Source organism: Streptomyces lincolnensis, from assembly GCF_021173675.1.
GTDB classification, from domain to species: domain Bacteria; phylum Actinomycetota; class Actinomycetes; order Streptomycetales; family Streptomycetaceae; genus Streptomyces; species Streptomyces lincolnensis_B.
On sequence record NZ_JAIHON010000001.1, the window covers coordinates 350,188 to 365,627 of the forward strand.

At 69.3% G+C, this 15,440-nt stretch carries 13 protein-coding genes and 1 pseudogene; 13 read left to right on the forward strand and 1 reads right to left on the reverse strand.

Going from position 1 to position 15,440, the window contains the following annotated elements:
- Positions 1 to 71 precede the first annotated feature (71 nt).
- From K4B79_RS01520 to K4B79_RS01530, 4 genes and pseudogenes are all read left to right on the forward strand, one after another.
- Positions 72 to 1,109, forward strand: coding sequence for an Rv2578c family radical SAM protein (locus K4B79_RS01520; RefSeq protein WP_232024315.1), 1,038 nt, complete (start codon positions 72 to 74; stop codon positions 1,107 to 1,109).
- A 136-nt stretch (positions 1,110 to 1,245) separates the two neighbouring features.
- Complete coding sequence (locus K4B79_RS01525; protein ID WP_232024316.1) at positions 1,246 to 2,823, forward strand: alpha/beta hydrolase; 1,578 nt, start codon at positions 1,246 to 1,248, stop codon at positions 2,821 to 2,823.
- A gap of 21 nt (positions 2,824 to 2,844) precedes the next feature.
- Positions 2,845 to 2,923: pseudogene (locus tag K4B79_RS48520) on the forward strand (RidA family protein); the annotation flags it as partial.
- Between the two features lie 42 nt (positions 2,924 to 2,965).
- Positions 2,966 to 3,493, forward strand: a complete 528-nt coding sequence (locus tag K4B79_RS01530) for a GNAT family N-acetyltransferase (protein WP_232024317.1) — start codon at positions 2,966 to 2,968, stop codon at positions 3,491 to 3,493.
- A gap of 4 nt (positions 3,494 to 3,497) precedes the next feature.
- Here K4B79_RS01530 and K4B79_RS01535 read toward each other — a convergent pair whose 3' ends face one another.
- Positions 3,498 to 4,082: an adenylosuccinate lyase gene (locus K4B79_RS01535; RefSeq protein WP_232024318.1), complete on the reverse strand. Its 585-nt coding sequence runs from the start codon at positions 4,080 to 4,082 to the stop codon at positions 3,498 to 3,500.
- Between the two features lie 370 nt (positions 4,083 to 4,452).
- Between K4B79_RS01535 and K4B79_RS01540 the strand changes: the two genes are divergently transcribed.
- From K4B79_RS01540 to pssA, 9 genes are all read left to right on the forward strand, one after another.
- Positions 4,453 to 6,270 carry a 3-hydroxyacyl-CoA dehydrogenase family protein gene (locus tag K4B79_RS01540; RefSeq protein WP_232024319.1) on the forward strand — a complete coding sequence of 606 codons (1,818 nt, stop codon included), beginning with the start codon at positions 4,453 to 4,455 and terminating at the stop codon, positions 6,268 to 6,270.
- A gap of 199 nt (positions 6,271 to 6,469) precedes the next feature.
- Positions 6,470 to 7,270 (forward strand): TetR family transcriptional regulator, encoded by an 801-nt coding sequence (locus tag K4B79_RS01545; RefSeq protein ID WP_232024734.1) that lies wholly within the window; start codon positions 6,470 to 6,472, stop codon positions 7,268 to 7,270.
- A gap of 382 nt (positions 7,271 to 7,652) precedes the next feature.
- Positions 7,653 to 8,990: a crotonyl-CoA carboxylase/reductase gene (ccrA, locus tag K4B79_RS01550; RefSeq protein WP_232024735.1), complete on the forward strand. Its 1,338-nt coding sequence runs from the start codon at positions 7,653 to 7,655 to the stop codon at positions 8,988 to 8,990.
- Positions 8,991 to 8,999: 9 nt separating this feature from the next.
- Complete coding sequence (locus K4B79_RS01555; RefSeq protein ID WP_232024320.1) at positions 9,000 to 11,051, forward strand: protein meaA; 2,052 nt, start codon at positions 9,000 to 9,002, stop codon at positions 11,049 to 11,051.
- Entirely contained in the window at positions 11,048 to 12,010 is a 963-nt protein-coding gene (locus K4B79_RS01560) for an HpcH/HpaI aldolase/citrate lyase family protein (protein WP_232024321.1), read from the forward strand. The genes K4B79_RS01555 and K4B79_RS01560 overlap by 4 nt, the downstream gene beginning before the upstream one ends.
- A gap of 5 nt (positions 12,011 to 12,015) precedes the next feature.
- The gene (locus tag K4B79_RS01565) at positions 12,016 to 12,528 is read left to right on the forward strand and encodes a MaoC family dehydratase (protein ID WP_232024736.1); all 513 of its coding nucleotides are present in this window, start codon (positions 12,016 to 12,018) and stop codon (positions 12,526 to 12,528) included.
- Positions 12,529 to 12,530: 2 nt separating this feature from the next.
- Positions 12,531 to 13,736: an acyl-CoA dehydrogenase family protein gene (locus K4B79_RS01570; protein WP_232024322.1), complete on the forward strand. Its 1,206-nt coding sequence runs from the start codon at positions 12,531 to 12,533 to the stop codon at positions 13,734 to 13,736.
- Positions 13,737 to 13,906: 170 nt separating this feature from the next.
- A complete protein-coding gene (locus tag K4B79_RS01575; protein ID WP_232024323.1) occupies positions 13,907 to 14,563 on the forward strand; it encodes a phosphatidylserine decarboxylase in 657 nt (218 codons plus the stop codon).
- A 22-nt stretch (positions 14,564 to 14,585) separates the two neighbouring features.
- Positions 14,586 to 15,404, forward strand: a complete 819-nt coding sequence (gene pssA, locus K4B79_RS01580; protein ID WP_232024737.1) for a CDP-diacylglycerol--serine O-phosphatidyltransferase — start codon at positions 14,586 to 14,588, stop codon at positions 15,402 to 15,404.
- Positions 15,405 to 15,440 lie beyond the last annotated feature (36 nt).

The window sequence follows — 15,440 nt, forward strand, 5'->3', positions numbered from 1 at the left end:
TCAGAAATGCGAGTCGCACGATCAAGGGAACATGTGTTCTATTCTGGGGTCAGTGCTACCGAGGAGGCCTCATGCGCTGGGAGAACCTCACCGACTCCGGCGAACACAGCCGGGCCGACGCCGCCCTGTTCGGCGCCGACGCGGTGACCACCCGCACCTTCGACACGCCCGAGTTCCGCGGGATCACCTTCCACGAGATCCGGGCCCGCTCGATCATCAACCGGGTGCCGGGCGCCTCCCGCATGCCCTTCGAGTGGACGGTGAACCCCTACCGGGGCTGCTCGCACGCGTGCGTGTACTGCTTCGCCCGCAAGACGCACAGCTATCTGGATCTCGACACCGGCATCGGCTTCGACTCGCAGATCGTGGTGAAGACGAACGCCCCGGAGCTGCTGCGCCGCCAGCTCGGCTCCCGCCGCTGGCAGGGCGAGCACATAGCGATGGGCACCAACGTCGACTGCTACCAGCGCGCCGAGGGCCGCTACCGGCTGATGCCGGGCATCCTCGCCGCCCTGCGCGACCACGCCAACCCGTTCTCCATCCTGACGAAGGGCACGCTGATCCTGCGTGACCTGGATCTGCTGACGCAGGCGGCCGAGGTGACCGACGTGGGCATCTCGGTCTCGGTCGGCTTCACCGACGCCGAACTGTGGCGCACCGTCGAACCGGGCACGCCGGCACCGGAGCGGCGGCTGGAGGTCGTACGGGCGCTCGGGGAGTGCGGCATCGGGTGCGGGGTGCTGATGGCGCCGGTGATCCCGTTCCTGAGCGACCATCCGGACCGGCTGCGGGACACCGTGCGGGCGATCGCGGCCTCCGGGGCAACCTCGGTCACCCCGCTGGTGCTGCATCTGCGGCCCGGGGCACGCGAGTGGTTCATGGCCTGGCTGGACCGTCACCACCCTTATCTGGTCCGCCGTTACGAGCGGCTGTACGCGGACGGCTCCTACGCCCCGAAGTGGTACCAACGCCGGATCACCCGTCAGGTCCACGAGCTGGCCCAGGAGTACGGCATCGGTCCCTCCCGCCCGCAGATGCCGCGCCGGATCCCGCAGCCCGAGCAGACGGGACCGGATCTGTCCGAACCGACGCAGCTTTCGCTGATCTGAGAGCATCCGAGCGCATCTCTCGACCCAATTGGGTCAAGTATGAGCGGAATGCGTTCGTCCACACCCTCTTTCCGGGACGATGCGGCGAGGACCGTGAGACTCGCGGTCCGACAACCTCCGTCCTGGGAGGACCCACATGAGAAAACGCGCAGCAGCACTGTGCGGTGCCGCCGTGGTCGTGGCCGCATCGTTCACGGCCGTCCCCGCCGGCGCGAGCACCCCGCAGGCCGCGGCGACCGCTCAGGCCGCGAAGCTCAGCTGGAAGAAGTGCGCCACCACCGACTATCCGACACTCCAGTGCGCCTCGCTCAAGGTGCCGCTCGACCACGCGAACCCGCACGGGAAGCAGATCACGCTCGCGCTGTCCCGCGTCCCGCACACCTCGACGACGTACCAGGGTCCGCTGCTGGTCAACCCCGGAGGCCCCGGCGGCAGCGGTCTGACGCTCGCCGGGTTCGTCGCCTCGTCGCTGCCCAAGGCGGTCGCGGCGCAGTACGACGTCATCGGCTTCGACCCGCGCGGGGTCGGCAAGAGCCTGCCCGCGCTGAACTGCAAGCCGGGCCACTTCGACCCGGTGCGGCCCGACTCCCTGCCGACCACCCCGGCGATCGAGAAGGCCAACATCCAGCGCGCCAAGTCCTTCGCCCGCGCCTGCGGCACGAAGTACGCGAGCGTGCTGCCCTACATCAACACCGTCCAGGCCGTGCGGGACATGGACTCCATCCGCGCGGCACTCGGCGCGAAGAGGATCAACTACTTCGGTTACTCCTACGGCACCTACCTCGGCGCGGTCTACGCCAAGCTCTACCCGGAGCGCGTGCGGCGCCTGGTCCTGGACTCGATCGTCGACCCCACGGGTGTCTGGTACGAGGACAACCTCGCCCAGGACTACGCCTTCAACGACCGCCACCGCGCCCTGATGGCCTGGATCGCGAAGTACGACGCCACGTACAAGCTCGGCACCGATCCGGAGAAGATCGAGGCCAAGTGGTACGCGATGCGGGCGGCCCTGGCGAAGAAGCCGGCCGGCGGCAAGGTCGGCGCCTCCGAACTGGAGGACACCTTCATCCCCGGCGGCTACTACAACGGCTACTGGCCCTACCTCGCCGAGGCGTTCTCCGCGTATGTCAACGACAAGAACGCCGACCCGCTGGTCGAGGCGTACGAGAACTTCGCCGCCGTCGACGCGGCCGGGGACAACGGCTACAGCATCTACACCTCGGTGCAGTGCCGTGACGCCTCCTGGCCCCGGGACTGGAACCAGTGGCGCAAGGACAACTGGGCGGTGTACGAGAAGGCGCCGTTCATGACCTGGAACAACGCCTGGTACAACGCGCCGTGCGCGTTCTGGCCGACGGACTCGCTGAAGCCGGTGAACGTGGCCAACGGCAAGCTGCCGCCGGTGCTGCTCTTCCAGGCGACCGACGACGCGGCGACCCCGTACCAGGGCGGTGCGACGGTCCACCGGCTGCTCGCCCGCTCCAGCCTCGTCGTCGAGCAGGACGGCGGCAACCACGGGATCACGCTGAGCGGCAACGCCTGCCTGGACAAGTATCTGGCCGCGTACCTGACCGACGGCACGGTTCCGCGCGGACACGGCGAGGCCGACGCGGTGTGCGCCGCGCTGCCCGACCCGAAGCCGCTCACCGCGAAGGCGGCGTCCACGTCGTCCCGCAGCTCCACCCTGCACGGCATGCTCGGCTTCCGCGGCTGAGCAGTTGACGGTCCGTCGGGGATTCCCGCCCCCGACGGTGTCTTCCCCGGTGCCCAGTACACCCACGTGGTGCTGGGCACCGGCCGTTTCGTCGCGAGTAATGCGCGGGCCCGCTCGGGCGGGCGGTGCCTAGAGTGCCGCCATGGACGACCCTCCGCTCATCCGCGAGATGACGCTCGCCGACTGCGACCGGGTGGCCGAGATCCGCGTCCGCGGCTGGCAGAGCGCCTACCGGGGCCTGGTCCCGCGGTCCTTCCTCGACGCGATGAGCGTGCCGGAGGAGGCCGAACGCAGCCGGCTCCGCTTCACCACGGCCGGCAGCGGCGTGGCGAACCTCGTCGCCGAGCGCGCGGGGCAGGTCGTCGGCTGGGCCTGCCACGGGCCGTACCGCGAGGGTGAACTCCTCACCGAGGACGCCGAGTTGTACGCCGTGTACGTGGACACGCGGCACGTCGGCGACGGTGTCGGACACGCCCTGCTCCAGGAGTCCCTGCGGCGCTGCACGGCCGCCGGTCACCCCCGGATGCTCCTGTGGGTCATCCGGGGCAACGCCCGGGCCCGGCGCTTCTACGAACGCCAGGGCTTCCGGCCCGACGGCACCGAGGAGTCCTTCGAGGTGGACGGCGTGCCGGTGCCCGAGATGCGGTACACGCGGGAACTGACCGGCTGACGCCTCACCGCCGCTGTTTCGGGATGCGGGCCAGGGCCCTCACCGCCGCCTCCGCGAGTGCCGGATGCGCGAGCGCCTCGTTCAGGACGGGCCGGGCGCGGGCGTCTGCGAGGGTGCCCAGTCCGTCGACGCAGGCCAGTGCCACGCGCCGGTAGGGGTCGTGGGGCCGCAGCCGGCGTTGCAGCGTGGTGATCAGCGCGGGAACGGACTCGGGGGCGCGCAGCTCGGCCAGCAGGCGGACCGGGTGCAGGGCGTAGGCGACACGGAGTTCGTTGGTGGCGAGGGCGGCGGCCGCGCGGGCCGTCCGCGGGTCGCCGAGCCGGGCCAGGGCGTGGGCGGCCGAGGCGCAGCGCGGCGGATCGCGGTGGTTGAGCAGCAGGACGAGCGACTCGAAGGCCCGGCGGTCCCCGGCCACCCCGAGCCGGAACGCGGCCAGTTCCCTGGCCCACAGCGGCTGTCCGGGCTCGGTGAGCACACCCGCCAGTTCGTCGAGGTCCTCGGTCGTGACGAACCGGTCGTACCCGGAGAACGCGCCCTCCCCCGCCTCCCGCCGTAAACGCTCCGTGAGTGATCGCAACTCTTCGTCCATGACCCGCAGCCTAGAGGCGTCGTCGCGGCGAGGGGACATACATCACAAACAACGGGGGCTGGCGCGCTCGTTACCCACCAGTTAAGCTCGGATGAGCGAGTTACCCACTCGTGGCACTCCTTACGGCGGCCTGGTGACGCAGCCGCCGTGAGAGCAGTCGGTTCGGTACCTCGGGTACCGCCTGTACGACCCGGCTTGGGACAGGGCCGGTCGGTTTCCGCCGTACTCCGGGCGTGTGCACGCCCGCGACGACGGCACCGGGCGTGTGCGCTCGCAGCCCGGCATCACCCGCATCTCCCACGCACCCGGTGCGCCCTCGGCGTACCGGGGCGCGTTCCCAGTCGTCACCCCTCATTCCTGGAGTCCCGCGATGGCCGCTCCCCTGTCCGACACCTCTTCCTCCCCGGCTTCCTCCCCGATCAGGACCGTCGCCGTCATCGGCCTGGGCACCATGGGCACCGGCATCGCCGAGGTCCTCGCCAAGGCCGGCCGCACGGTCGTCGGCATCGACATCAGCGAGGCCGCGACCGCCCGGTCCGTCGCCGCCCTGGAGACCGCGACCGCCCGTGCCGTGGAACGCGGCCGGCTGACCGAGCAGGAGCGGGCCGACATGCTCGCCCGGATCAGCACGTCCACCGATCTGCGGACCGCGGCCGACGCCGACCTGGTCATCGAGGTGGCGCCGGAGTCGTACGAGATCAAGCAGCAGATCTTCCGCGAGCTGGACGGGATCGTGCGCCCCGCGGCGATCCTGGCGACCGGCACCAACGCCTTGTCCGTCACCCGGCTGGCCGCCGACTCGGCCCACCCGGAGCGGGTGCTCGGGCTGCACTTCTTCAACCCGGCGCCGGCGATGAAGCTGGTCGAGGTCGTCTCCTCGGTGCTGACCGCGCCCCAGGCCGTCGCCACCGTCACCGATCTCGCCGTCGAGCTGGGCAAGGAGCCCGTGGCGGTCGGCGACCGGCCCGGGTTCGTCGCCGACGGGCTGCTGTTCGGCTACCTCAACCAGGCGGCCGCGATGTACGAGGCGAAGTACGCCTCCCGCGAGGACATCGACGCGGCGATGCGGCTGGGCTGCGGGCTGCCGATGGGCCCGCTCGCGCTGCTCGACCTGATCGGCGTGGACACCGCGCGCACGGTCCTGGAAGCCATGTACGCCGAGTCCCACGACCGGCTGCACGCCCCCGCGCCGATCCTCAAGCAGCTCAGCGAGGCGGGCCTGACCGGCCGCAAGTCGGGCCGCGGCTTCTACACCTACGAGGCTCCGGGCAGCGCCACGGTCGTCGCCGACGCCCTGACCCCGGTCACCGGCGGCTCCGAGACCGCCGGCCGTGCGGTCCGCCGCGTCGGTGTCGCGGGCTCGGGCACCATGGCCTCCGGGATCGCCGAGGTCTTCGCCAAGGCCGGCTACGAGGTGGTCCTCGCCGCCCGCAGCGAGGAGAAGGCGCAGTCCGCCAGGGCCCGGATCGGCAAGTCCCTCGCCCGCTCGGTCGACAAGGGGCGCCTGACCGCGGAGGCCGCCGCCCAGACCCTGGACCGGATCACTCCGGCGGGCTCCTACGACGCGTTCGCCGACGTCGACCTGGCCGTCGAGGCCGTCGCCGAGGACCTGGAGATCAAGCGGCAGCTGTTCGAGGCCCTGGACAAGGTCTGCAGGCCGGGCGCGGTGCTGGCCACCACCACCTCCTCGCTGCCCGTCATCGCCCTCGCCCGCGCCACCTCGCGTCCGCAGGACGTGATCGGCATGCACTTCTTCAACCCGGCGCCGGCGATGAAGCTGGTCGAGGTCGTCCGCACGGTGCTGACGGCCGACGACGTCCACGCCACGGTCCGCGAGGTGTGCGGCAAGGTCAGGAAGCACCCCGTCGACTGCGGTGACCGGGCCGGCTTCATCGTGAACGCGCTGCTGTTCCCCTACCTCAACAACGCGATCAAGATGGTCCAGGAGCACTACGCCTCCCTCGACGACATCGACGCGGCGATGAAGCTGGGAGGCGGCTACCCGATGGGCCCCTTCGAGCTGCTGGACGTCGTCGGGCTCGATGTCTCGCTGGCCATCGAGAAGGTCCTGCACCGCGAGTTCCGCGACCCGGGCCTGGCGCCGGCCCCGCTCCTGGAGCACCTCGTGGCCGCGGGGTGCCTGGGCCGCAAGACGGGCCGCGGCTTCCGCGAGTATGCCCGGCGCTGAGCGGCCGGGCGACTGGTTCACGGACGGCGAGGACCGGGGCGGCGCGGACTGGGGCGGGCTGCTGGATCCGGGCGGGTTCGCGACGCCCGCCCGGCACAGCACTCCCCCGCCCGCCCGGCACGGTGCTCCCCCGGCCGCCGAGGGCCGGGGAAACCGGGGACATGCGCAGCAAGCTGCGCACATGCAGTACGTTCAGGGCATGTCCCAGCCCGCCAAGTCCTCACGTACACCAGCTACGCCCGACGCGCCGGAGAGTGCCGCGGGCAGTCGCGCGGCCGCACAGCGGCTCAAGATGCGCCGGGAACTCGCGGCCGCCGCGATGGAGCTGTTCGCGACCAAGGGGTACGAGGCGACCACCGTCGACGAGATCGCCGCCGCGGCCGGGGTGGCCCGGCGCACCTTCTTCCGGCACTTCCGGTCCAAGGAAGAGGCGATCTTCCCCGACCACGACGACACGCTGATCCGGGCCGAGGCGGTGCTGAACGCGGCGCCCGCGCACGAGCACCCGCTGGACACGGTGTGCCGGGGCATCAAGGAAGTCATGCGGATGTACGCGGCCCGGCCGGAGATCTCGGTCGCCCGCTACAAGCTCACGCGCGAGGTGCCCACCCTGCGCGAGGCGGAGATCGCGTCCGTGGCCCGCTACGAGCGGCTCTTCACCCGCTATCTGCTGGGCCACTTCGACGAGCACGCGCACGACGACGACGCCAACGACGACCCGCTGCTGGCGGAGGTCGCCGCGTCCGCCGTGGTCACCGCCCACAACCACGTCCTGCGGCGCTGGCTGCGGGCCGGCGGCCAGGGCGATGTCGAGGCGCAGCTGGACCACGCGTTCGCGATCGTCCGCAAGGCCTTCGGGACGGGCCGCTCGAACACGTCCAGGCCGGCCGCGGCCACGGCCTCCGCGCAGGGCGAGGTCCTGGTGACGGTGGCCCGCGTGGACACCCCGCTGGACGAGGTCATGCGGACCATCGAACGGGCGCTGCACGAGCGCTCCTGACCCGGACGGCCACCCCCTGAAAGTCCCTTTCTCGTCTGCGTGAGGGCGCAGAACGATCGATCATCGCTCATCTGTTACGTAAAGATTTCACCTGAGCGAACTTTCTGGCACCGAGTGCCTTGCACGGTGACACGCGGTGCCATACGTTGAAGATGTCCGGGCGGCCGGCGTGCAGCGACCTTTCGTACGCCGGCTGTCCCCGCAAGCTCATGGCCTGCGCGCCCGGACGCCTGCGTCACAGGCAACCTCCCGCGCCACAAAGCGCTGCCGAACAGCACCACCGCCGAACCGACGGCACTTTCCACCCAACCCTCAGCAGCACCGACGTAACCATCGGCGCCCCTCCCTCAGGGCGCTCACCGCCGGAGGCAACACCGTGACCGTGAAGGACATCCTGGACGCGATCCAGTCGCCCGACTCGACGCCGGCCGACTTCGCCGCTCTGCCGCTCCCCGAGTCGTACCGCGCCATCACCGTGCACAAGGACGAGACGGAGATGTTCGCGGGGCTCAGCACCCGCGACAAGGACCCGCGCAAGTCGATCCACCTCGACGACGTGCCGGTGCCGGAACTCGGCCCCGGCGAGGCCCTGGTGGCCGTCATGGCATCGAGTGTCAACTACAACTCGGTGTGGACCTCGATCTTCGAGCCGCTGTCGACCTTCGGGTTCCTGGAGCGCTACGGCCGCACCAACGAGCTGGCCAAGCGCCACGACCTGCCGTACCACATCATCGGCTCCGACCTCGCGGGCGTCGTCCTGCGCACCGGCCCCGGCGTCAACGCCTGGCAGCCCGGTGACGAGGTCGTCGCGCACTGCCTCTCCGTGGAACTGGAGTCCTCGGACGGCCACAACGACACGATGCTCGACCCCGAGCAGCGCATCTGGGGCTTCGAGACCAACTTCGGCGGGCTGGCAGAGATCGCACTTGTCAAGTCCAACCAGCTGATGCCCAAGCCCGATCATCTGTCGTGGGAGGAGGCGGCCGCACCCGGACTGGTCAACTCCACCGCCTACCGGCAGCTGGTCTCCCGCAACGGCGCCGGCATGAAGCAGGGCGACAACGTGCTGATCTGGGGCGCGAGCGGCGGACTCGGCAGTTACGCCACACAGTTCGCGCTGGCCGGCGGCGCCAACCCGATCTGTGTCGTCTCCAGTCCCCAGAAGGCGGAGATCTGCCGCGCGATGGGCGCCGAGGCGATCATCGACCGCAACGCCGAGGACTACAAGTTCTGGAAGGACGAGAACACCCAGGACCCCAAGGAGTGGAAGCGCTTCGGCAAGCGCATCCGCGAACTCACCGGCGGCGAGGACATCGACATCGTCTTCGAGCACCCCGGCCGCGAGACCTTCGGCGCGAGCGTCTTCGTCACCCGCAAGGGCGGCACGATCACCACCTGCGCCTCGACCTCGGGCTATATGCACGAGTACGACAACCGCTACCTGTGGATGTCCCTGAAGCGGATCATCGGCTCGCACTTCGCCAACTACCGCGAGGCCTGGGAGGCCAACCGGCTGATCGCGAAGGGCAAGATCCACCCCACCCTGTCGAAGGTCTACTCCATGGAGGAGACCGGCCAGGCCGCCTACGACGTGCACCGCAACCTCCACCAGGGCAAGGTGGGTGTGCTGTGCCTGTCCCCCGAGGAGGGTCTGGGCGTGCGCGACGAGGAGAAGCGCGCCCGGCACATCGACGCCATCAACCGCTTCCGCAACATCTGAGGGGCGTCCATGAGTGAGCGTCAGACCGCGCCGCAGGCACAAAAGGAAAGGGACCGGCCGTGGCTCATGCGCACCTACGCCGGTCACTCCACGGCCGAGGCGTCCAATGAGCTGTACCGGCGCAACCTCGCCAAGGGCCAGACCGGCCTGTCGGTGGCGTTCGACCTGCCGACGCAGACCGGCTACGACTCCGACCACGTCCTCGCCCGCGGCGAGGTCGGCCGGGTCGGCGTGCCGATCGCGCACCTCGGTGACATGCGCCGGCTGTTCCAGGACATCCCCCTGGAGCAGATGAACACCTCGATGACGATCAACGCCACCGCCATGTGGCTGCTGGCGCTCTACCAGGTCGTCGCCGAGGAGCAGGGCGCCGACATCACCCAGCTCCAGGGCACGACCCAGAACGACATCGTCAAGGAGTACCTGTCCCGGGGGACGCACGTCTTCCCGCCGGGACCCTCGCTCCGGCTGACGACGGACATGATCGCGTACACGGTCTCCCACATCCCCAAGTGGAACCCGATCAACATCTGCAGCTACCACCTCCAGGAGGCGGGAGCCACACCGGTCCAGGAGATCGCGTACGCGATGTCCACGGCCATCGCGGTCCTCGACGCCGTGCGCGACTCCGGCCAGGTGCCGCAGGAGCGCATGGGCGATGTCGTGGCGCGCATCTCCTTCTTCGTGAACGCGGGCGTCCGCTTCGTCGAGGAGATGTGCAAGATGCGGGCGTTCGGCCGCATCTGGGACCAGGTCACGCGGGAGCGCTACGGCATCGAGAACCCCAAGCAGCGCCGCTTCCGCTACGGCGTCCAGGTCAACTCCCTCGGCCTGACGGAGGCGCAGCCGGAGAACAACGTCCAGCGGATCGTGCTGGAGATGCTGGCCGTGACGCTGTCCAAGGACGCCCGCGCGCGTGCCGTGCAACTGCCCGCCTGGAACGAGGCGTTGGGCCTGCCCCGGCCCTGGGACCAGCAGTGGTCGCTGCGCATCCAGCAGGTGCTGGCGTACGAGAGCGACCTGCTGGAGTACGAGGACATCTTCGAGGGCTCGAAGGTGATCGAGGCGAAGGTGGCGGGCCTGGTCGAGGAGTCGCTCGCCGAGATCGACCGTATCCAGGAGATGGGCGGCGCGATGGCGGCCGTCGAGTCCGGCTACCTCAAGTCGCAGCTCGTCTCCTCGCACGCCGAGCGCCGGGCCCGGATCGAGTCCGGCCGGGAGAAGATCGTCGGCGTCAACATCTTCGAGGGCACCGAGCCGAACCCGCTGACCGCCGACCTGGACACCGCGATCCAGACGGTGGACCCGGCGGTCGAGGCCCGCGTCGTCGCCTCGCTCCAGCAGTGGCGCGACAGCCGCTACCAGCCGCCCTTCAACCACCCGCGGCCCTGCAAGGCCCTGGAGAAGCTGAAGGAGGCCGCCCGCGGCACCGGCAACCTCATGGAGGCCACCCTGGAGTGCGCCCGCGCCGGGGCGACGACCGGCGAGTGGGCCGGGGCGCTGCGCGAGGTGTTCGGCGAGTTCCGCGCGCCGACCGGCGTGTCCTCGGCGCCGGTCGCGGTCCCGGCGGAGGAGGGCTCGGCCATGGCCGACGTCCGCCGCAGGGTCGACCTGACGGCGAAGGACCTGGGCGTCGGCAAGCTGCGGTTCCTGGTCGGCAAGCCGGGCCTGGACGGGCACTCCAACGGCGCCGAGCAGATCGCCGTGCGGGCCCGGGACGCCGGGTTCGAGGTGGTCTACCAGGGCATCCGGCTCACCCCGGAGCAGATCGTGGACGCGGCCCTCGCCGAGGACGTGCACGCGGTCGGCCTGTCGATCCTGTCCGGCTCGCACGCGCAGCTGGTGCCGGACGTGCTGGAGCGGCTCCGTGTGGCCGGTGCCACAGACATCCCGGTGATCGCCGGTGGCATCATCCCGAATGGTGACGCCGAGCAGCTCAGGGCCGCCGGAGTGGCCGCCGTCTTCACCCCGAAGGACTTCGACATCACCGGGATCATCGGCCGCATCGTCGACGAGATCCGCACAGCGAACAAGCTCGACCCCCTGGAGGTCCCCGCATGACCACGGTCAACCGCCTTCGCCCCCGGCGTTCCTGCCTGGCGGTACCGGGCTCGAACCCCCGGTTCCTGGAGAAGGCCCAGGGCCTCCCGGCGGACCAGGTCTTCCTCGACCTGGAGGACGCGTGCGCCCCGCTCGCCAAGCCCGAGGCGCGGCACACCATCGTCAAGTTCCTCAACGAGGGCGACTGGACGGGCAAGACGAGGGTCGTGCGCGTCAACGACTGGACGACCGAGTGGACGTACCGCGACGTCGTCACAGTCGTCGAGGGGGCCGGCCAGAACCTCGACTGCATCATGCTGCCGAAGGTGCAGACGGCCGAGCAGATCGTCGCCCTCGACCTCCTGCTCACCCAGATCGAGAAGACGATGGGCTTCGAGGTCGGGAAGATCGGCATCGAGGCGCAGATCGAGAACGCGCAGGGGCTGAACAACGTCAACGAGATCGCGACGGCGTCCCAGCGCGTGGAGACGATCATCTTCGGCCCGGCCGACTTCATGGCGTCGATCAACATGAAGTCGCTGGTCGTGGGCGAGCAGCCGCCCGGCTATCCGGCGGACGCCTACCACTACATCCTGATGAAGATCCTGATGGCCGCCCGCGCCAACGACCTCCAGGCGATCGACGGCCCCTACCTGCAGATCCGCAACCTCGACGGCTACCGCGAGGTCGCCCAGCGCGCAGCGGCCCTCGGCTTCGACGGCAAGTGGGTGCTGCACCCGGGCCAGGTCGAGGCGTCCAACGAGATCTTCTCGCCCTCCCAGGAGGACTACGACCACGCCGAACTGATCCTGGACGCGTACGACTACTACACGTCCGAGGCGGGCGGCAAGAAGGGCTCGGCGATGCTCGGCGACGAGATGATCGACGAGGCCAGCCGCAAGATGGCGCTGGTCATCTCCGGCAAGGGGCGCGCGGCCGGCATGCGGCGCACCACCAAGTTCGAGATCCCGGAGGCGTGACGGCCATGCAGTTCGGACGCACCTACGAGGAGTTCGAGGTCGGGGCGGTCTACAAGCACTGGCCCGGAAAGACGGTCACCGAGTACGACGACCACCTCTTCTGCCTCCTCACCATGAACCACCACCCGCTCCACATGGACGCCAACTACGCGGAGAACACGACGGACTTCGGCAAGAACGTCGTCGTGGGGAACTACATCTACTCGCTGCTGCTGGGCATGTCCGTGCCGGACGTGTCGGGCAAGGCGATCGCCAACCTGGAGATCGAGTCGCTCAGGCACGTGGCGCCGACCTTCCACGGCGACACGATCTACGGCGAGACGACGGTCCTCGACAAGACGCCGTCCAAGTCGAAGAACGACCGCGGGATCGTCTACGTCGAGACCAAGGGCTACAAGCAGGACGGCACGCTGGTCTGCGTGTTCCGCCGCAAGGTGATGGTGCCGACCGAGACGTACATCAAGGAGCGCGGCGGCGAGCAGCCCGGCCGCCCCCAGCTCAGGGAGCAGGAGAAGTAACCATGGCGCGACTCGCCCAGACCGCCGGCCTGACGGACATCCAGCAGGAGATCCTGTCCACCGTACGGGACTTCGTGGACAAGGAGATCATCCCGGTCGCGACCGAGCTGGAGCACCGCGACGAGTACCCGCAAGCGATCGTCGACGGGCTCAAGGAGTTGGGCCTGTTCGGCCTGATGATCCCCGAGGAGTACGGCGGTCTGGGCGAGTCGCTCCTGACGTACGCGCTGTGTGTGGAGGAGATCGCCCGTGGGTGGATGTCGGTGTCCGGCATCATCAACACCCACTTCATCGTGGCGTACATGCTCAAGCAGCACGGCACACAGGAGCAGAAGGACCACTTCCTGCCGAGGATGGCGGCCGGCGAGGTGCGCGGCGCGTTCTCGATGTCGGAGCCGGGACTTGGCTCGGACGTGTCGGCCATCAGCTCCAAGGCGGTCAAGGACGGCGACGAGTACGTCCTCAACGGCCAGAAGATGTGGCTGACGAACGGCGGAACGTCAACTCTGGTCGCCGTACTCGTCCGAAGTGACGAAGGACACCCCGAGGGGACGGCGCCCCACAAGTCGATGACGACCTTCCTGGTCGAGAAGGAGCCCGGCTTCGGGGAGGTCCGTCCCGGCCTCACCATCCCCGGGAAGATCGACAAGATGGGCTACAAGGGGGTCGACACCACCGAGCTCATCATGGACGACCTGCGGATTCCGGCCAACCGTGTGCTCGGCGGAGTCACCGGCCGGGGCTTCTACCAGATGATGGACGGCGTGGAGGTCGGCCGCGTCAACGTGGCGGCGCGTGGCTGCGGCGTCGCTCAGCGTGCCTTCGAACTGGGCGTCCAGTACGCCCAGCAACGGCACACTTTCGGCAAGCCGATCGCACAGCATCAGGCCATCCAGTTCAAGCTGGCCGAGATGGCTACCAAGGTCGAGGCCGCTCATGCGATGATGGTGAACGCGGCACGCAAAAAGGACTCCGGCGAACGAAACGACCTTGAAGCGGGGATGGCGAAGTACCTCGCCTCCGAATACTGCAAGGAGGTCGTCGAGGACGCGTTCCGGATCCACGGCGGCTACGGCTTCTCCAAGGAGTACGAGATCGAGCGCCTCTACCGGGAGGCGCCGATGCTGCTGATCGGTGAAGGTACCGCCGAGATCCAGAAAATGATCATCGGTCGCAGGCTGCTCGAAGAGTATCGGCTCCAGGGCTAGATGTCCGGAATGGGGTGTTTTCCTCGAGAAGAAGATCACACCCCGTCAACACTCTTCAGCCGCCGACTCGGCTTCCTGGCTTGCCCAGTTGTGGCCCGCGACCGGTACCATCCCGGGAAAGCCGCCGTCCCCCTCACGCAGCGCGGCATCATCCGCTACGAAGGTCATCCATGCCCCACAGCCAAACCTCTGCACACCGCGACAGCCTGGTAGGCGCACGCCTCGCGCGCGGAGCATCGCCGTGGCTTCTCCCGACCGTCGCCACCGCAGCCCTCAGCCTGGCCCGCGCACGCCGCTCCGGCGCCGCCAAGGCCGTCGCCGTACCCGCCACCGCGCTCGCGGCGGGAATGCTGTGGTTCTTCCGCGACCCCGAGCGCGAGATCGCCCCGGGCCGGGTCATCTCGCCCGCCGACGGTGTGGTGCAGAGCATCATGCCGTGGAAGGACGGTCGCACCCGCGTCGCGATCTTCATGAGCCCGCTCAACGTCCACGTCAACCGCGCGCCGCTCTCCGGCACGGTGACGTCGGTCGAGCACATCCCGGGTGGGTTCGTTCCGGCGTTCAACAAGGAGAGCGAGAACAACGAGCGCGTAGTCTGGCACTTCGACACCGAACTCGGTGACATCGAAATGATCCAGATCGCCGGCGCGGTGGCCCGTCGCATCGTTCCCTACGTGCCGCAGGGCACGAAGGTCGAGCAGGGTGACCGCATCGGTCTGATCCGCTTCGGTTCGCGCGTCGACATCTACCTGCCGGAAGGCGTGGACGTCGCGGTCGAGGTCGGTCAGAAGACCGTGGCTGGGGTGACTCGCATTGACCGTGATTGATCCTGAGACACAGACGGGCTGGGTGCCCGCGGCCGACGAGGTGGACGAAGAGGAGGAGATGCCCCTCTCTCTCCGCCTCTCAATAGCGGACACCCTCACCCTGGGCAACGCCACGTGCGGCTTCATGGCGGTGTACTTCACCACCACCGGCATCCTGATCCCGCACCTCACGGACACCCAGGAATCCGGCATGGCCCGCAACAGCGCGGCCACCGCGGTCATCCTGATGCTCTGCGCGGCGGTCTTCGACCTCTTCGACGGCCTGGTGGCACGCAAGCTGCGCTCCTCACCGATGGGCGCGGAGCTGGACAACCTCTCCGACCTGGTCAGCTTCGGCCTGGCACCGGCGTACTTCGTCCTCGTCTACGGCATGGTCGCCGCCGACGCCTCCCAGCGGGTGGCGGCGGTGGGGGCGATCGTGGTGCTTCTGGCGGTGGTGCTCAGACTCGCCCGGTTCTCCTGCGTGACGGTGAAGGACGGCACCTTCCAGGGCATGCCGTCACCCTTCGGGGCGCTGACCGTGGTCTCGATCGTGCTCCTCGAGCTGCCCTTCGAGGCGACGCTGATGGCGGTCCTGGGGACGGCGTGGCTGATGGTGAGCCGGGTGGAGTACCCGAAGCCGCGGGGCATCCTCGCGGTGGCGATGCTCGCCTGGATCGTCTCGGCGATGGGCCTGCTGGCGGCCTGGGCGTTCGACGCCCCGGGCGGACAGCTGCTCCTGCAGACGGGCTGCGCGCTCCAGCTGGTCATGGGCGCGGTGATCCCACTGTTCGCCACGGCCCGCCGGGTGAACAACTTCCGCGACAACCGGCGTGAGGCACGGGCGGCACAGCTGCCGTAGCCGTAGCCGTCGCACTGTCGTGGAGGGCCCGAACCG